Consider the following 15,222-nt stretch of genomic DNA (forward strand, 5'->3'; position numbering starts at 1 on the left):
CCGCCCGCATGCCGAGCCCCATGACCGCTTTCGTTTCCCCCGACCGCATCCGCGGCCTGTTCGCGCAGGCCATGTCCGACATGTACCGCGCCGAGGTGCCGCTGTACGGCGACCTGATCGAGCTGGTTGGCGAGATCAATACCATGACGCTGGAGAACGATGCCGCGCTCACCGCACGCCTGCAGCGCACGGGCGAAACCGAACGGCTGGACCTGGAGCGCCATGGCGCGATCCGGGTCGGCACGCCGGCCGAACTGGCGATGCTCGGCCGCGTGTTCGCGCTGATGGGCATGCACCCGGTGGGCTACTACGACCTGACCGTGGCCGGCGTGCCGGTGCACGCCACCGCGTTCCGCCCGCTGACCGAAGAAGCGCTGGCCGCCAATCCGTTCCGCATCTTCACCTCGCTGCTGCGGCTGGAACTGATCGCGGACGCGGCGTTGCGCACGGAAGCCGAGGCCATTCTGGCCCGCCGCGACATCTTCACCGCGGGCGCGCGTGCCCTGGTGGCGCAGGCCGAACGCGATGGCGGACTGGGTGAGGCCGACGCGCAGCGCTTCGTCGCCGAAGTACTCGAGACCTTCCGCTGGCACGGCGATGCCACCGTCTCGCTGCAGACCTACCAGGCCCTGCACGGCCTGCACCGGCTGGTCGCCGACGTGGTCAGCTTCCATGGCCCGCACATCAACCACCTGACCCCGCGCACGCTGGACATCGATGCCGCGCAGGCGGCGATGCTCGACCGTGGCATCCAGGCCAAGGCCCTGATCGAAGGCCCGCCCCGCCGCGCAGTGCCGATCCTGCTGCGACAGACCAGCTTCAAGGCGCTGGAAGAGGAAGTCGCCTTCCCCGATGCCACCGGCACGCTGGTACCCGGCAGCCACAGCGCGCGCTTCGGCGAGATCGAACAGCGCGGCCTGGCGCTGACGCCGGCCGGACGCGAACTCTACGACCGACTTCTGGCGCAGGTGCGCCAGGCAGGCGGTGCCGGCAATACCTCGGCGGACTATCCGCAGCGGCTGGCGGCCGCGTTCGCCGCGTTCCCGGACGACGAGGACACGTTGCGCCGTGAGGGCCTGGGCTACTTCCGCTACCGCCTGACCGATGCCGGCGCAGCACTGCCCGCCAGCGAGCGCGCAGCGATGACGCCTGACGCGCTGGTCGAGGCGGGCCACGCCGTGGTCGATCCCATCGTCTACGAAGACTTCCTCCCGGTCAGCGCGGCGGGCATCTTCCAGTCCAACCTGGGCGGCGGCGAACAACGCGCGTATGACGCGCACGCCAACCAGGAAGCGTTCGAGGCAGCACTGGGCAAGACGATCCACGACCCGTTCGCGCTGTACCAGCAGGCGCAAGACGCGTCGATCGCCGCGCTGAAGGCGTGATGCTCCTTCCCCTCTCCCTGCGTGAGCGGGGAGAGGGTGCCGAAAGCGGGTGAGGGGCGAACGAAGTCCGGACACCCAATGCGTCGGATCGCGACAGCGCTTTTGATGCCAAAGAGCTTCATGCACGAATCATCACCGCGCCTGCCCCTCATCCGCCCCCGTATCCAGTACGGGGCAGGCTCTTCGGGCACCTTCTCCCCGCCAGCGGGGAGAAGGATTCAACTCGTGAAACCCGCATCGCGTCGACATCGGCTGTTCCACACAACATTTGGTGTTGACGCCTCCATGCACCCCCACTATCTTGTGGCCGTCGGTTCCGGAGATGGCTAGTCTCCGGATGAAAAGGGAAGCCGGTGACGCCTCGCGCCACTCCGGCACTGCCCCGCAGCGGTAACTGGGAACGACCCCGCCACACAGCACTGAGGCCCACGCCTCGGGAAGCGGCGGACTAGGAGGAAGGCACCGCCTTCCAGGCCCATGAGTCCGAAGACCTGCCGACAGCCGCGCGTTGCACACCGCGCGGTGCCGGCCGCGGATTCTCCGGGGGGAGATGGCTGGCGAAGCAGGGCACCCGCAGTCCGACTGCGTGGTCTCGCCGCCTGCGACGCCGCTTCCCCACTGTGATTCCCCATCCGGCCTTCCGCTGCCCCGCGAGGGACGGGCCGCCGCGTGCACCACGCATGGAGGAATCTCGTGACCCAGATCGACACCGCCGTCGCCGACGCCGGCACCACCCCGTCCCAGAAGGACGCGTTTTCGCTGACCCCGCCGCCCACCGCCACCGCGATGAGCGTGACCAAGCGCAATGGCGGCCGCGAGCCGGTGGACCTCAACAAGATCGTGCGCGCGGTGCAGCGCAACTGCGAAGGCCTGCACGCCATCGACCCGATGCGCGTGGCCACCCGCACCATCTCCGGCCTGTACGACGGCGCCAGCACGCGCGAACTGGACGAACTGTCCATCCGCACCGCCGCGCTGCTGACCGGCGAGGAGCCCGAGTACAGCCGCCTGGCCGCGCGCCTGCTGGCCGGCTACATCGTGAAGGAAGTCACCGGCCAGGAGATCCACGCGTTCTCGCAATCGGTCACCCGCGGCCACGAGGTCGGCCTGATCAACGACCGCCTGCTGAACTTCGTGCAGACCAACGCGCGCAAACTCAACGACGCGCTGGATGCCTCGCTCGACCTGCACTTCGACTACTTCGGCCTGCGCACGCTGTACGACCGCTACCTGCTGCGCCATCCGCACACGCGCAAGGTCATTGAGACGCCGCAACAGTTCTTCCTGCGCATCGCCTGCGCGCTGAGCGAGGACGTGCCGGAAGCGCTGGCGCTGTACCGCCGCATGGGCAACCTGGACTACCTGCCCAGCTCGCCGACGCTGTTCAACAGCGGCACCACCCACGAACAGCTGTCCTCGTGCTTCCTGCTGGATTCGCCGCAGGACACGCTGGAGTCCATCTACGCCAAGTACGGCGACATCGCGCAGCTGAGCAAGTTCAGCGGCGGCATCGGCGTGAGCTACACCCGCGTGCGCTCGCGCGGCTCGCTGATCAAGTCCACCAACGGCCACAGCAACGGCATCGTGCCGTGGCTGAAGACGCTGGATTCCTCGGTCGCCGCGGTCAACCAGGGCGGCAAGCGCAAGGGCGCGGCCTGCGTGTACCTGGAAACCTGGCATGCCGACATCGAGGACTTCCTCGAGCTGCGAGACAACACCGGCGACGAAGCCCGCCGTACGCACAACCTCAACCTGGCCAACTGGGTGCCGGACCTCTTCATGAAGCGGGTGGAGGCCGACCAGGAATGGTCGCTGTTCGATCCGCGCGTGGTGCCGGAGTTGACCGACCTGTACGGCGCTGCATTCGAGCTGGCGTACACGCAGGCCGAGACGCAGGGCAAGGCGATGAAGACCATCTCCGCCCGCAAGCTCTACGGCCGCATGATGCGTACGCTGGCCGAGACCGGCAACGGCTGGATGACGTTCAAGGACAAGTGCAACGCCGCCAGCAACCAGACCCTGCGTGCCGGCAACGTGATCCACCTGTCCAACCTGTGCACCGAGATCCTCGAGGTCACGTCGGCCGAAGAAACCGCGGTATGCAACCTGGGCTCGATCAACCTCGCCCGCCACTTCGACGAAGACGGGTATTTCGATTTCGACAAGCTGGCCGAGACTGTGCGCCTGGCCGTGCGCCAGCTGGACCGCGTGATCGACCTGAATTTCTATCCGATCGAAACCGCGCGGCGCGGTAACCTGCGCTGGCGCCCGGTGGGCCTGGGCTGCATGGGCCTGCAGGATGTGTTCTTCAAACTGCGCCTGCCGTTCGACAGCGCCGAAGCGCGCGCGCTGTCGGCGAAAATCGCCGAGACCATCTACTTCCACGCACTCGAAACCTCGGTGGAACTGGCGCAGGAACGCGGCCGCCATCCTTCGTTCGCCGACACCCGCGCCGCCAACGGCGAACTGCAGTTCGATGCATGGAACGTGGTGCCCGAGAACGCAGAGCGCTGGGACGCGTTGCGCGCGCGCATCAAGGAGCACGGCCTGCGCAACTCGCTGCTGATCGCCATCGCGCCGACGGCGACGATCGCCTCGATCGCCGGCTGCTACGAATGCGTGGAGCCGCAGGTGTCCAACCTGTTCAAGCGCGAGACGCTGTCGGGCGATTTCCTGCAGGTCAACCGCTACCTGGTGGACGAGTTGAAGAAGCTGGGCCTGTGGACGGCGGAGACGCGCGATGCGATCAAGCTGTCCGAAGGCTCGGTGCAGGGCCTGGCGCAGGTGCCGGACACGCTGCAGCAGATCTACCGCACGGCGTGGGAAATCCCGATGCGTTCGCTGATCGACATGGCCGCCGGCCGCGGCGCCTTCATCGACCAGTCGGCCTCGCTCAACCTGTTCATGGAGAGCCCGAACATCGGCGCAATGTCGTCCATGTACATGTACGCGTGGAAGCAGGGCATCAAGACCACCTACTACCTGCGCTCGCGCCCGGCCACCCGCATCGCCAAGACCACGGTGAGCGCGGCGGCGACGACCGCGCCGAAGCGCGACTACACCCCGACCGAAGCCATCGCCTGCTCGCTGGAGAATCCGGAAGCCTGCGAGGCCTGCCAGTAACGTATCCCCGCGTCGGCATCCCCGACGGACTACGGGACACGGAGGTTCCGGGCGCATGGAAGCGCCGACCCACGCAAATCGCCCCTTCCCCCGCGTGCGGGGGAGGGCTGGGGTGGGGGCCAGCCGACGACTCCGACGGCAAACCACCACAGGCTCGGCCGAAACCTTCGCTGCTCTTTCCGCTCCAGCAAACGAACGCCTAACGGCTTCGTTCGCCCCCATCCCAGCCTTCCCCCGCACGCGGGGGAAGGAGCAGAACAGGAACACCGCACCATGTCCGCACACCCCAAGCAGATGCTGCTAGACCCCGGTTTCGAACTGACGCTGCGCCCGATGCGCTACCCGCAGTTCTATGACATGTACCGCGACGCCATCAAGAACACGTGGACGGTGGAGGAGATCAACTTCCAGATCGACATCACCGACCTGCATTCGAAGATGACGCCGGCCGACCGCCACCTGATCCACCGGCTGGTCGCCTTCTTCGCCACCGGCGACTCGATCGTGTCGAACAACCTGGTGCTGAACCTGTACCAGCACCTCAACGCGCCGGAAGCGCGCATGTACCTGTCAAGGCAGCTCTACGAAGAAGCGCTGCACGTGCAGTTCTATCTGACCCTGCTGGACAACTACCTGCCCGACCCGTCGGAGCGCTTCAAGGCGTTCGCCGCAGTGGAGAACATTCCGGCGATCAAGAAGAAGGCCGACTTCTGCTTCAAGTGGATCGACAGCATCCAGGACCTGCGCCGCATCGAGACACGCGACCAGCGCCGCCAGTTCCTGCTCAACCAGATCTGCTTCGCCGCGTGCATCGAGGGCCTGTTCTTCTTCGCCGCGTTCGCCTACGTGTACTACTTCCGCTCGCGCGGCCTGCTGCCGGGCCTGGCATCCGGCACCAACTGGGTGTTCCGCGACGAGAGCTGCCACATGGAGTTCGCGTTCGAGTGCGTGCGCACCGTGCGCGAGGAAGAACCCGACCTGTTCGACGACGTCATGCAGCAGCAGGTGTACGACATGCTTGAAGAGGCGATCGAGTGCGAAGTGCAGTTCGCCGAGGACGTGCTGTCCGGCGGCGTGGCCGGCATCTCCACCCGCGACATGCGCCAGTACCTGCAGCATTGCGCCGACCAGCACTTCGCCAAGCTCGGCATGGACAAGAAGTACAATGTGCGCAACCCGCTGCCCTTCATGGAACTGCAGGACGTGCAGGAGCTGACCAACTTCTTCGAACGCCGCGTGTCGGCCTACCAGTTGGGCGTGCAGGGCGAGGTGGGCTTCGACCACGCGTTCTAGCGCAGGCCCCTTGCAGGAGCGACGTGAGTCGCGACCGCATGAATGACGGGGCCTGGCCTCGGATCACTTCAAGGCAATCCAAACAAGCGGCCGCCGTCATCCGTGACGCTGCAGGGCCGGAGAGGGATTCATTGCCGCGGTCGCGACTCACGTCGCTCCTACACCAGCACAACGTCCGGCGCGCTATGCTGCGGTCGGGAGCACGCGAACCGGAGCACCACCATGACTGAGCTGGCCAACGCCGAAGTGCGTCCCCTCGAGGCGCGCCTGCTGCACATGGTCTTCCCCGACCACACCAACCACCTGGGCACGCTGTTCGGCGGCCAGGCGCTGGCGTGGATGGACATGTCGGCCTTCATCGTCGCCTCGCGCTATGCGCGCAGCACCGTGGTCACCGCACGCTCGGAGCAGGTGGACTTCAACCAGCCGATCCACAAGGGCGACCTGGTGGAAGTGGTGGCGCGCGTGGTGAAGGTCGGCCGCAGCTCGATGAACGTGGACGTGGAAGTCATCACCGAGAACCTGCTGACCGGCGAACGCAAGCTGTGCACGCGCGGGCACTTCGTGATGATCGCGCTGGATCCATTGGGCCGGCCGACGCCGGCACCGCCGTTGCCCCCCGCGATTGCGCAGGACTGACCGCCGCGACGTTCAGAGGGTGGATGTGGTCTCGTTGCCCGCCTGCGCCAGGATGCGTTCGGCCTCGCGCTTCTGCTCTGCGGACAGCGCGTGCACGACCACGGCGGAGTCGCCCTCCCGCAGCGCACCGAGCACTTTCATCACGTAGGGATCGTGATCGGGTCGCAAGGTGACCAGCCCGCCAACCATCAGGCCGGCGATGCCGCCGAAGAACACCAGCGCCGCCAGCGACAGCCATGGCGATTGCGTGATCATCGGCACCGCCTGCATGCGCAGCACGGCGTAGGCAAGTATGCCGGCAAGCGCACCCATGGCACCCAGCTTGGCGTGCGACCAGAGCATGGTGCGATAGATGCCGTGGCTTTCAGGCTCCAGCATGCGGCCCGGCTTCGTATCGCCGGGTGTGAGGACCTGGACCTGGCTCGCCGTCAGGCCCATCGCCTCACGCACGCGCGCCGCCTGCAGGCGCGCCACCGCCACGCTCGGACAGATGGCCGCCACCTTGCTGTTGGAAACCTCTTCGGTGAAGAACACGGATCCGGTCATGACGACGGCTCCCGGTGGGGGTGTAAGCCCACCGTGATGCCGGCGGCGTTGGCGAAGGGTGAAACCCGTGTGCAGCCGATGTTGCGCGCCTGCCGGTGTTCACGCTGGGCCATGCGCGCGAACGCGCCCCTGCGCGATGCCCCGCGCCACGCGGGGCATCCGCTTCCCCTACGCCGCGCGAACCTCCCCCTGGCGCACGGCCCGTGCCGCTTCGACCATGCGCTCCAGAGCCGTGCGTACCTCCGGCCAGCCCCGCGTTTTCAGGCCGCAATCGGGATTGACCCAGATCTGCTCCGACGCCAGCACCGCACGCGCTTTCTCAAGCAAGCCGATCATCTCGCCGACCAAGGGAATGCGCGGCGAATGGATGTCGTACACGCCCGGCCCGATGTCGTTGGGATAGCGGAACTTCACGAAGGCATCCAGCAGCTCCATGCGCGAGCGCGAGGTTTCGATGGAGATCACGTCGGCGTCCATCGCCGCAACGGCGTCCATGATGTCGTTGAACTCGGAATAGCACATGTGCGTGTGCACCTGGGTGTCGTCGGCCACGCCGGCGGCGGTGATGCGGAAACACTCCACCGCCCAGTCGAGGTATGAAGACCAGTCGGCGCCCCGCAGCGGCAGGCCTTCGCGCAGTGCAGGCTCGTCGATCTGGATGACGCAGATGCCGGCCGCTTCCAGATCCAGCACTTCGTCGCGCAGCGCCAGCGCGATCTGCCGGCAGGTCTGCGCGCGGGACTGGTCGTCGCGGACGAAGGACCACTGCAGCACCGTCACCGGGCCGGTCAGCATGCCCTTCATCGGCCGGTCGGTCAGCGACTGCGCGTACTGCGACCAGCGCACCGTCATCGGCGCCGGGCGCTGTACGTCGCCGTAGATCACCGGCGGCTTCACGCAGCGCGAGCCGTAGCTCTGCACCCAGCCGTTGCGGGTGAAGGCGAAGCCTTCCAGCTGTTCGCCGAAGTATTCCACCATGTCGTTGCGCTCGAACTCGCCATGCACCAGCACGTCGATGCCGATCTCTTCCTGGAAGCGCACGCAGCGCCCGGTTTCCTCGCGCAGGAAGGTGTCGTAGTCCGCGTCGGACAGCCTGCCACTCTTGTGCCTGGCCCGTGCTTCGCGCACCTGGTGCGTCTGCGGGAACGAGCCGATGGTGGTGGTGGGGAAGTCCGGCAATCCGAAGCGCGCCGCCTGCGCGGCACGGCGTTGCGGGTAAGGCGAATCGCGATGGATGTCGGCGACCTCCGTCGATGCCAGGCGCGCCGCCACTGCGGGACGATGCACGCGCGCCGAATGCCGGCGCGATTCGATCCGGTCGCGGGCGATGGCCAGGCCCGGTTCCGCCGCGCGCGGATCGCGCAGGGCATCGGACAACAGGCGCAGTTCTTCGATCTTCTGGCGCGCGAAGGCCAGCCACGATCGGAGGTCGGAAGGCAACGCCTTCTCGCCGGCCACGTCGACCGGCACGTGCAGCAGCGAACACGACGGCGACAACCACAACGCGATGTCGCCGACATGGCCCTGCGCGTACTTCGCCAGGATCAACGCGTTGTCCAGGTTCGTGCGCCAGATGTTGCGGCCGTCCACCAGCCCCGCCGACAGCACGCGGCCTTTCGGCAGATGCTTCAACACCTCGTCCAGTTGCTCCTTGCCGCGCACCAGGTCGACATGCAGGCCATCCACCGGCAGCGCGCACGCGAGCGGCAGGTTGTCGCCCAGGCGGCCGAAGTAGGTCGCCAGCAGCAGCGACGGCCGCGCCCCTTTCGCCAGCGTGGCATAGGCCTGCACATAGGCGGCGCGCGCGGCATCATCCAGATCCAGCACCAGGCAGGGTTCGTCGATCTGCACCCAGTCCGCCCCTGCGTCGTGCAGCCTGGCCAGCAGCGCCGCGTACACCGGCAGCAATGCTTCCAGCAGCGCGAGACGATCGCTGCCATCCACCGTCTTGGCCAACAGCAGGAAACTCACCGGCCCCAGCAGCACGGGCCGCGCGGCATGGCCGGCGGCGCGCGCTTCCAGGAACTCCGCCACCGGCTTGTCGCCACGCAGGCGGAAGGTCTGGCCGGCGTGCAGCTCCGGCACCAGGTAGTGGTAGTTGGTGTCGAACCATTTGGTCATCTCCAGCGCGCGCAGGTCGGCACCGCCGTCCTGCACGCCGCGCGCGAGTGCGAAATAGCCGGCCAGCGGATCGGCGTCGGCCAGCGCGCGGTAGGCATCCGGGATGGCATCGAACAGGAAGGCGGTGTCCAGCACGTGGTCGTACAGCGCGAAGTCGTTGCACGGCACGACATCGGCGCCGGCCTCGCGCTGCAGTTGCCAGTGGCGATGGCGCAGGTCGCGCGCGGTGCGCTGGAGGTCGTCGGCGGTGCTTTCGCCACGCCAGTAGCTTTCCAGGGCGGATTTCAGTTCGCGCTTCACGCCGATGCGCGGGAAGCCGAGGGTGGTAACGGTGGTCATGGTGCGTGTCCTCATGCGGTAGCGGATGAGGAACGAAGGAACCGCGCGCCAGGCCAGGGCCCGCCACGCCAGCGACCTTCGCCCCCGCGGGCGAGCCGGAGTGCCGAAGTCGGGCGCAGGAGGACGCATCCGGGCAGGCGCGCACGGACACGGGCTCCGGCCACCTCCCCTCGGAAGCTCCAGGTCAGTCGGAGGACGGTCGTGTCCTCCGGCCAGGGCAGGTCTTCGGGCTCATGGACGGGCGCGGGTGCGCTGGCCTACTTCCCGCCGCTTCCCGGTCCGCGAGGACCAGTGCTGTTGGCGAGGTTCGTTTCCAAATACCGCTGCGGGGCAGCGCCGGAATAGGCCCATGGAACAGGCCGCACCGGCTTCCCTTTTAATTCCATCGCTATATCTGGATAAAGCGATGGAAACCTTGGCGATGGGCAAATTACCCCCGGCATGGTGGTACGTCAAGTGCAGCCATGACGATCTCGCGGCGGGGTTTGCGGTCGCTCGTTCGTCCACCTCCATGACGCCACGATCTTCAACCAGGCCCGCATGAATCATCCCTCCCTGCCATCCCTCCCGCGCCGCCGCTGGCTGAAGACCGCCGCCCTGTCGACCCTGGCGGCCGCGACCTGGCCGCAGGTCACCCGCGCCGCCGCCTGCGACGATGCTGCCGGCTGGATCCCGCCCGATCCTTTCCTCGCCGACCTGCCGCGCCTGATGCAGGCATTGCGTGTCCCGGCCATCGGCCTGGCGGTGGTGGAACGCGGCGAGGTGGTGTGGTCACGCAACCTCGGGGTATCGAATGCGCAGGCGCGTACGCCGGTGGCGGACGACACGCTGTTCGAGGATGCCTCGCTCAGCAAGCCCGTGTTCGCCTACCTGGTGCTGCAACTGGCGGACCAGGGCGTGATCGATCTCGACGCGCCGCTGGTGCGTTACCGGCGGATGGACTACCTGGCCGATCATCCCTGGGTGGACCTGGTCACCGCGCGCGACGTGCTGCGCCATTCCACCGGCATGCCGAACTGGCGCAAGGATCCGGCAAACGAAAAACTGGTGTCCGTAGTGAAGCCCGGCACGCGCATCGACTATTCGGGCGAGGCGATCTTCTGGCTGCAACTGGTGGTGGAGACGCTGACCGGCGAGAGCCTGGACGAGTCCATGCACCGCCTGCTGTTCGGTCCGGCCGGCATGCGCGACAGCAGCTACACGTGGAGCGCGGACCTCGCCGCGCGTTCGGTCCATGGCCATCGCGCCGTCGAGGACGAAGAGCCCGGCATGCCGCCGCAGATGCTGCGCGAACAGTGGAGTGCGGCGCAGGTCATCGCCGGTCGCTGGGGCAGGCCGCTGTCCTCGTGGCGTTACGAAGACGCCGCGCATGCACTGCCGGACGTGCAGGCGATCACGCCGAAGGGCCTGGTGAACTGGCCCGGCGACATCCTGGCCAATGCCGCGGCCAGCCTGCGCACCACGCCGACGGACTACGCCCGCTTCATGGCGCTGATGGTGCGTACGCCGCGCGAGCCCTGGCAGATCAGCGAGGCCACGCGCACGGCGATGCTGACGAAGCAGATCGACGTGCCCGGCCGCTGGACCGACAAGGGTCTGGGCTGGAACCTGGAAGCCACGCCGCGCGGGCCCGTGTTCTACCACTCGGGCAGCAATGGCGGCATCTTCAAGAACTTCGCCCTGGGCGATCTTGCCGGCCAGCGCGCGCTGGTGGCGCTGACCAATGGCGGCAGCGGCAACGTGCTGTACCGGCGCGTGGTGCGCGCGGCCACCGGTCACGACCTGCTGGCGTTCGACCTCTGACTACAGGCCCAGGAACTCGAACGGCTCCGCCGGCCTGAAGTCCTTCACCGCGTTGCCGGCGAACACGTTGCGCTGGTCCGGGCCCAGGTCCAGCCGCAGCACCTTGCCGGTCTCCTTCGAGAAGTCCACGTCCTTCAGGTCCACCCAGAAGGTGTTCGGCGTCAGCGCGGATTCGAAGAAGTACAGCTTGCGCTTGTGGTCGGCCACCGTGCGCCAGCGGGTGGAGGAGATGTTGGGTTCTTCCGGCGTGTTGATGCCGAATGGCACCGATGCATTGCGGATCACGCTGAAGACGCTGGCCAGTGCCTTCACCGGATCTTCGCTCTTCGGAATCGCGTTGACGTAGAACGACGCGCGCGCGAAGCGGTCCGCGGCGCGGTTGGTACCCGGCAGCATCACCGTGCCCCCGATCTGCTTCCAGTACGCGTTGAGCGCGAGCTGCTGGTCGAACACCGGCGAATTGGTCATCACCTGGTACTGGCGGCCGTGGTGGATCACCTGCTTCCCGCCGATGTACTCGATGATGGCGCTGTCGCCGCTGGCGTCCGACAGCGACAGGTGCAGCGTGGCCAGCCGGTCCTCGCCGGGCACCTTGTCGGTCACCAGGGTGAAGGGCTCCTTGCGCAGCGCCTCGACGGCTTCCTTCACGCTGCCGTAGTTGTCCAGCGCGTACTGCGCCCACGCCGCGATGCTCAGGCCCGGGCCGCGCCCGTTGTAGACCGGGTACTCGGATTCCACCAGCCACAGCACGTTGGCCATCAGGCCGGCCTCGTTCATGCCGTCGGTGGTGGAGACCTCGTAGCCGGTGGCGATGACGCTGCCGTACTTCGATGTCCACGTGATCGAGTTCGGCCCCGCCTGTCCGCTGCGCTGCATGCCGCGCGGGAAGATCCACAGGTTCGTCGCCACGTCGTTCTTCCAGTCCATCGAACGGGCGGTGATGACGTCGTTGCCCGCCCCCAGATAGACCAGCCGGGTGCAGGCAGCGGCGGGCCGGGAGGACAGGGTGGGCAACAGCACGGCGGCAAGGGCAAGCGGCAGAACGAAGCGACGATCCATGGCGATCTCCGTAGGCGTGGGACGGCAGCAGGCGATGGCGGCGGGGGCCCGCCCTTTGAGCCAGCGAGTGTGTTAAACAGCGGTCCTCCCCCGCATCCGGAGATGCTGCCATGACATCCCCTCGCCTGTTGCACCGTTCGTCTTTCCAGGCCTTCCTGCTGACAGGCGCCGCCTTCGCCCTGTCTTCCTGCGTCAGCACCCCTGGCCCCCAGGTGGAGGGCGGCGGGCGCTGCAGCGATAGCGCGCTTGGCTGGGCGACGGGTCAACCTGCGGATGAGGCCACGCTCAAGCGCCTGTCGCGCGAGAGCGGTGCCGGACTGGTCAACCCCATCGGCCCGAAGACGGTCGTGAAGCACGACGCGCGCAACGACCGCCTGCGTGTCTACCTCGACGCCGACAATCGCATCACCGCGGCCCGCTGCGAGTAAGCAGACCCCCATGCGCCGCGACCACATCCTCACGCTCTCCTGCCCGGATACCACCGGCATCGTCTATCGCGTCACCGGCCTGCTGTTCGACGCGGGCTGCAACATCCTGGACGCCCAGCAGTTCGGCGACGACGAATCCGGCCGCTTCTTCCTGCGCGTGCATTTCGATCTGCCGGAGGCGATTGCCGCCGATGCCCTGCGCGCGCGCTTCGCGCCGCTGGCCGACGCGTTCGCGATGGAATGGCAGATCCACGACGCACGCCGCAAGGCGCGGCTGATGGTGCTGGTGAGCAAGCAGGGCCATTGCCTCAACGACCTGCTGTTCCGCGTGCACAGCCGGCAGCTGCCGGTGGAGATCGCCTGCGTCGCGTCCAACCACGACGACTTCGCGGCGCTGGCGCAATCCTACGGCGTGGCGTTCCACCACCTGCCCATCTCCGCGGCGCATCGGGACGAGCAGGAGCAGCGCATCATCGACCTGGTCGAACGCGAGCAGATCGACCTGGTCGTGCTGGCCCGCTACATGCAGATCCTCTCGCCCGCGCTGTGCGATGCGCTGGCCGGCCGCGCGATCAACATCCACCACAGCTTCCTGCCCAGCTTCAAGGGCGCCCGGCCGTACCACCAGGCGCACCAGCGCGGGGTCAAGATCATCGGCGCCACCGCGCACTATGTGACCCGCGACCTGGACGAAGGCCCGATCATCGAACAGGACGTCGCCCGCGTGGACCATGCGATGACGCCGAAGGAACTGGTCCGCATGGGCAGCGATATCGAATCGCTGGTGCTGGCCCGCGCAGTGCGCCGCCACGTGGAACACCGGATCCTGTTGAACGGGCACCGGACAGTGGTGTTCCGCTGAGCAGGGGATGGGCTTCCTGTAGGAGCGACGTCAGTCGCGACCGCGCCCCGATAGCGATCCACCGTGCAGAACAGGAACGCGCCGCAGCGCGCCCGCACGGAGAACAACCGGCTTGCCATATGAAGATTGGCCGTGCGGTCGCGACTGACGTCGCTCCTACAGATCAGGCCCCAACACGCCGACGCAGCCCCACCAGCACCGCGTACACCACCGCCAGCACCACCACCGCCACACCGATCGCCGTCCATTCGCGCGCGCTCAGCGTGGTCAGGATGGCGACCATGCCGACCACCGCCAACCCCGGCACCAGCGGACCGCCGCGCAGCACGAAGGGCTCACCGCGCTCGCGCAGGTCGCTTCGCTGCGCGCGCCATGCCGCCACGCACACCATCACGTACACCAGGCACACGGCCCCGCCCGAGATCAGCACCAGTGCTTCGAAGTTGCCCACCACCGCCAGCAGGCAGGCAATGCCGGCGTGCGTGGCCAGCGCCAGCAGCGGTACACGGTGGGCGGCGCTGACGCGGCCGAAGGCCTGCGGCAGGTAGCCATCGCGACCCAGCGCGAACAGCAACCGCGACGAACCCAGCAGGTTGCCCAGCAGGAAACCCGCCATCGAGATGCAGGCGGTGACCAGCAGCGCGATGCGCGCCGGATCCCACAGCCGGCCCGCGGCCTCGGCGATCGGCACACTGCTGCTCGCCAGGGCCGGGCCCAGCACGCCCTGGCAGACGATCTGCAGGCCCAGGTACAGCAGCACCACCAGCAGGATGGCGCTGAGCGCAGCGCGCGGTACGCTGCGCGAGGGATCGCGCACTTCGCCACCGGGAATCAGCGCCGTCTCCACGCCGGAATACGCGAACACCACCATCACCATGGCCGCGCCCAGCGCCGTCCACGACGGCACGTCGGTGAAGGCAAAGCTGACCTGCGTGGTGTCGACGAAGGCCAGGCCCACGAGCACCAGCAGGAACAGCGGCACCAGCTTCAGCGTGGCCAGCGTCATTACGGCGCGCGCGCCCAGCTTCACGCCGAAGGCGTTCAGTGCGTAGATCGCGGCGTACACGCCCAGTAGCAACAGCGCGCGCGGCACCGGCGCGGCGAACACGGGCCACAGGCTGGCGACCTGCAGCGACAGCGCCGCCGCCACGCCGGCACTGGAGGCCACGTTGCAGATCCACATCAACGCCCCGGCCAGGAAGCCCGGCAGCGTGCCGAACACTGCGCTGACATAGGTGTACGGTCCACCGGTGGCGGAGGCGCGGCTGCCGATGGCGGCGAAGCACAACGCCACCGGCACCATCACCACCGCGCCGGCCAGCAGCGCCAGTGGCGCGGCCGCACCGACCTGCGATGACAGCGCCGCCGGCATCTTGAAGATGCCGCCGCCGACGATGATGTTGATGACGGCGGCCGCCAGCGCCAGGCTGCCCACCGCGCGCAGCAATGCGGCATCGCCCTGCAGCGGACGGGAGGAAGCAGGATCGGCGTCGCGGGTCATGGGTATACGGGGGCTGCTCAGTGGCCTGCGAGCCTGCCACGCGCGCCTATCGAATGCGAGCCGCGCGCGGGCATGCACTCATGGTGATTCGCCATTGGACGCGCGCCCCGCAGGGGCTAGCAT

General features: G+C 67.7%; 11 protein-coding genes and 2 riboswitches. Of the genes, 7 read left to right on the forward strand and 4 right to left on the reverse strand.

Features of this window, described 5'->3' with window-relative positions; translation table 11 throughout:
* The first annotated feature begins 20 nt into the window (after window positions 1-20).
* From hglS to AC3DET_RS16675, 4 genes are all read left to right on the forward strand, one after another.
* Window positions 21-1,385 (forward strand): 2-oxoadipate dioxygenase/decarboxylase HglS, encoded by a 1,365-nt coding sequence (gene hglS, locus AC3DET_RS16660; RefSeq protein ID WP_488392336.1) that lies wholly within the window; start codon window positions 21-23, stop codon window positions 1,383-1,385.
* Window positions 1,386-1,679: 294 nt separating this feature from the next.
* Window positions 1,680-1,898, forward strand: a riboswitch (cobalamin riboswitch).
* Window positions 1,899-2,171: 273 nt separating this feature from the next.
* On the forward strand, window positions 2,172-4,508 hold the full coding sequence (locus AC3DET_RS16665; protein WP_488392502.1) for a ribonucleoside-diphosphate reductase subunit alpha: 2,337 nt from the start codon (window positions 2,172-2,174) through the stop codon (window positions 4,506-4,508).
* 273 nt (window positions 4,509-4,781) lie between these two features.
* Window positions 4,782-5,801 carry a ribonucleotide-diphosphate reductase subunit beta gene (locus AC3DET_RS16670; protein ID WP_337732898.1) on the forward strand — a complete coding sequence of 340 codons (1,020 nt, stop codon included), beginning with the start codon at window positions 4,782-4,784 and terminating at the stop codon, window positions 5,799-5,801.
* Between the two features lie 222 nt (window positions 5,802-6,023).
* On the forward strand, window positions 6,024-6,440 hold the full coding sequence (locus tag AC3DET_RS16675; RefSeq protein ID WP_142122924.1) for an acyl-CoA thioesterase: 417 nt from the start codon (window positions 6,024-6,026) through the stop codon (window positions 6,438-6,440).
* 12 nt (window positions 6,441-6,452) lie between these two features.
* Here the strand turns inward: AC3DET_RS16675 and AC3DET_RS16680 are convergent, their stop codons facing one another.
* Window positions 6,453-6,986: a hypothetical protein gene (locus tag AC3DET_RS16680; protein ID WP_488392337.1), complete on the reverse strand. Its 534-nt coding sequence runs from the start codon at window positions 6,984-6,986 to the stop codon at window positions 6,453-6,455.
* A gap of 168 nt (window positions 6,987-7,154) precedes the next feature.
* Entirely contained in the window at window positions 7,155-9,446 is a 2,292-nt protein-coding gene (gene metE / locus AC3DET_RS16685; protein WP_488392338.1) for a 5-methyltetrahydropteroyltriglutamate--homocysteine S-methyltransferase, read from the reverse strand.
* A gap of 199 nt (window positions 9,447-9,645) precedes the next feature.
* Window positions 9,646-9,879: riboswitch (cobalamin riboswitch) on the reverse strand.
* Window positions 9,880-9,986: 107 nt separating this feature from the next.
* Here metE and AC3DET_RS16690 point away from each other — a divergent pair.
* Complete coding sequence (locus tag AC3DET_RS16690) at window positions 9,987-11,249, forward strand: serine hydrolase domain-containing protein (protein WP_488392339.1); 1,263 nt, start codon at window positions 9,987-9,989, stop codon at window positions 11,247-11,249.
* Here AC3DET_RS16690 and AC3DET_RS16695 read toward each other — a convergent pair whose 3' ends face one another.
* Window positions 11,250-12,308 carry a linear amide C-N hydrolase gene (locus AC3DET_RS16695; RefSeq protein ID WP_488392340.1) on the reverse strand — a complete coding sequence of 353 codons (1,059 nt, stop codon included), beginning with the start codon at window positions 12,306-12,308 and terminating at the stop codon, window positions 11,250-11,252.
* A 110-nt stretch (window positions 12,309-12,418) separates the two neighbouring features.
* Here AC3DET_RS16695 and AC3DET_RS16700 point away from each other — a divergent pair, with 110 nt between their 5' ends.
* On the forward strand, window positions 12,419-12,736 hold the full coding sequence (locus AC3DET_RS16700; protein WP_337732893.1) for a hypothetical protein: 318 nt from the start codon (window positions 12,419-12,421) through the stop codon (window positions 12,734-12,736).
* Between the two features lie 10 nt (window positions 12,737-12,746).
* On the forward strand, window positions 12,747-13,598 hold the full coding sequence (purU, locus tag AC3DET_RS16705; RefSeq protein WP_488392341.1) for a formyltetrahydrofolate deformylase: 852 nt from the start codon (window positions 12,747-12,749) through the stop codon (window positions 13,596-13,598).
* Window positions 13,599-13,761: 163 nt separating this feature from the next.
* Here purU and AC3DET_RS16710 read toward each other — a convergent pair whose 3' ends face one another.
* The gene (locus AC3DET_RS16710) at window positions 13,762-15,099 is read right to left on the reverse strand and encodes an APC family permease (RefSeq protein WP_446538976.1); all 1,338 of its coding nucleotides are present in this window, start codon (window positions 15,097-15,099) and stop codon (window positions 13,762-13,764) included.
* Between the last annotated feature and the right edge of the window lie 123 nt (window positions 15,100-15,222).

It is taken from the genome of Pseudoxanthomonas sp. 97-1-1, from assembly GCF_057773125.1.

Excerpts from the sequence above, each read along its gene's own strand:
- metE (WP_488392338.1), bottom strand. The coding sequence starts at position 9,446 with ATGACCACCGTTACCACCCTCGGCTTCCCGCGCATCGGCGTGAAGCGC.
- AC3DET_RS16700 (WP_337732893.1), top strand. The coding sequence starts at position 12,419 with ATGACATCCCCTCGCCTGTTGCACCGTTCGTCTTTCCAGGCCTTCCTG.
- AC3DET_RS16675 (WP_142122924.1), top strand. The coding sequence starts at position 6,024 with ATGACTGAGCTGGCCAACGCCGAAGTGCGTCCCCTCGAGGCGCGCCTG.
- AC3DET_RS16670 (WP_337732898.1), top strand. The coding sequence starts at position 4,782 with ATGTCCGCACACCCCAAGCAGATGCTGCTAGACCCCGGTTTCGAACTG.
- AC3DET_RS16690 (WP_488392339.1), top strand. The coding sequence starts at position 9,987 with ATGAATCATCCCTCCCTGCCATCCCTCCCGCGCCGCCGCTGGCTGAAG.
- AC3DET_RS16665 (WP_488392502.1), top strand. The coding sequence starts at position 2,172 with ATGAGCGTGACCAAGCGCAATGGCGGCCGCGAGCCGGTGGACCTCAAC.
- AC3DET_RS16695 (WP_488392340.1), bottom strand. The coding sequence starts at position 12,308 with ATGGATCGTCGCTTCGTTCTGCCGCTTGCCCTTGCCGCCGTGCTGTTG.
- AC3DET_RS16680 (WP_488392337.1), bottom strand. The coding sequence starts at position 6,986 with ATGACCGGATCCGTGTTCTTCACCGAAGAGGTTTCCAACAGCAAGGTG.
- AC3DET_RS16710 (WP_446538976.1), bottom strand. The coding sequence starts at position 15,099 with ATGACCCGCGACGCCGATCCTGCTTCCTCCCGTCCGCTGCAGGGCGAT.
- purU (WP_488392341.1), top strand. The coding sequence starts at position 12,747 with ATGCGCCGCGACCACATCCTCACGCTCTCCTGCCCGGATACCACCGGC.
- hglS (WP_488392336.1), top strand. The coding sequence starts at position 21 with ATGACCGCTTTCGTTTCCCCCGACCGCATCCGCGGCCTGTTCGCGCAG.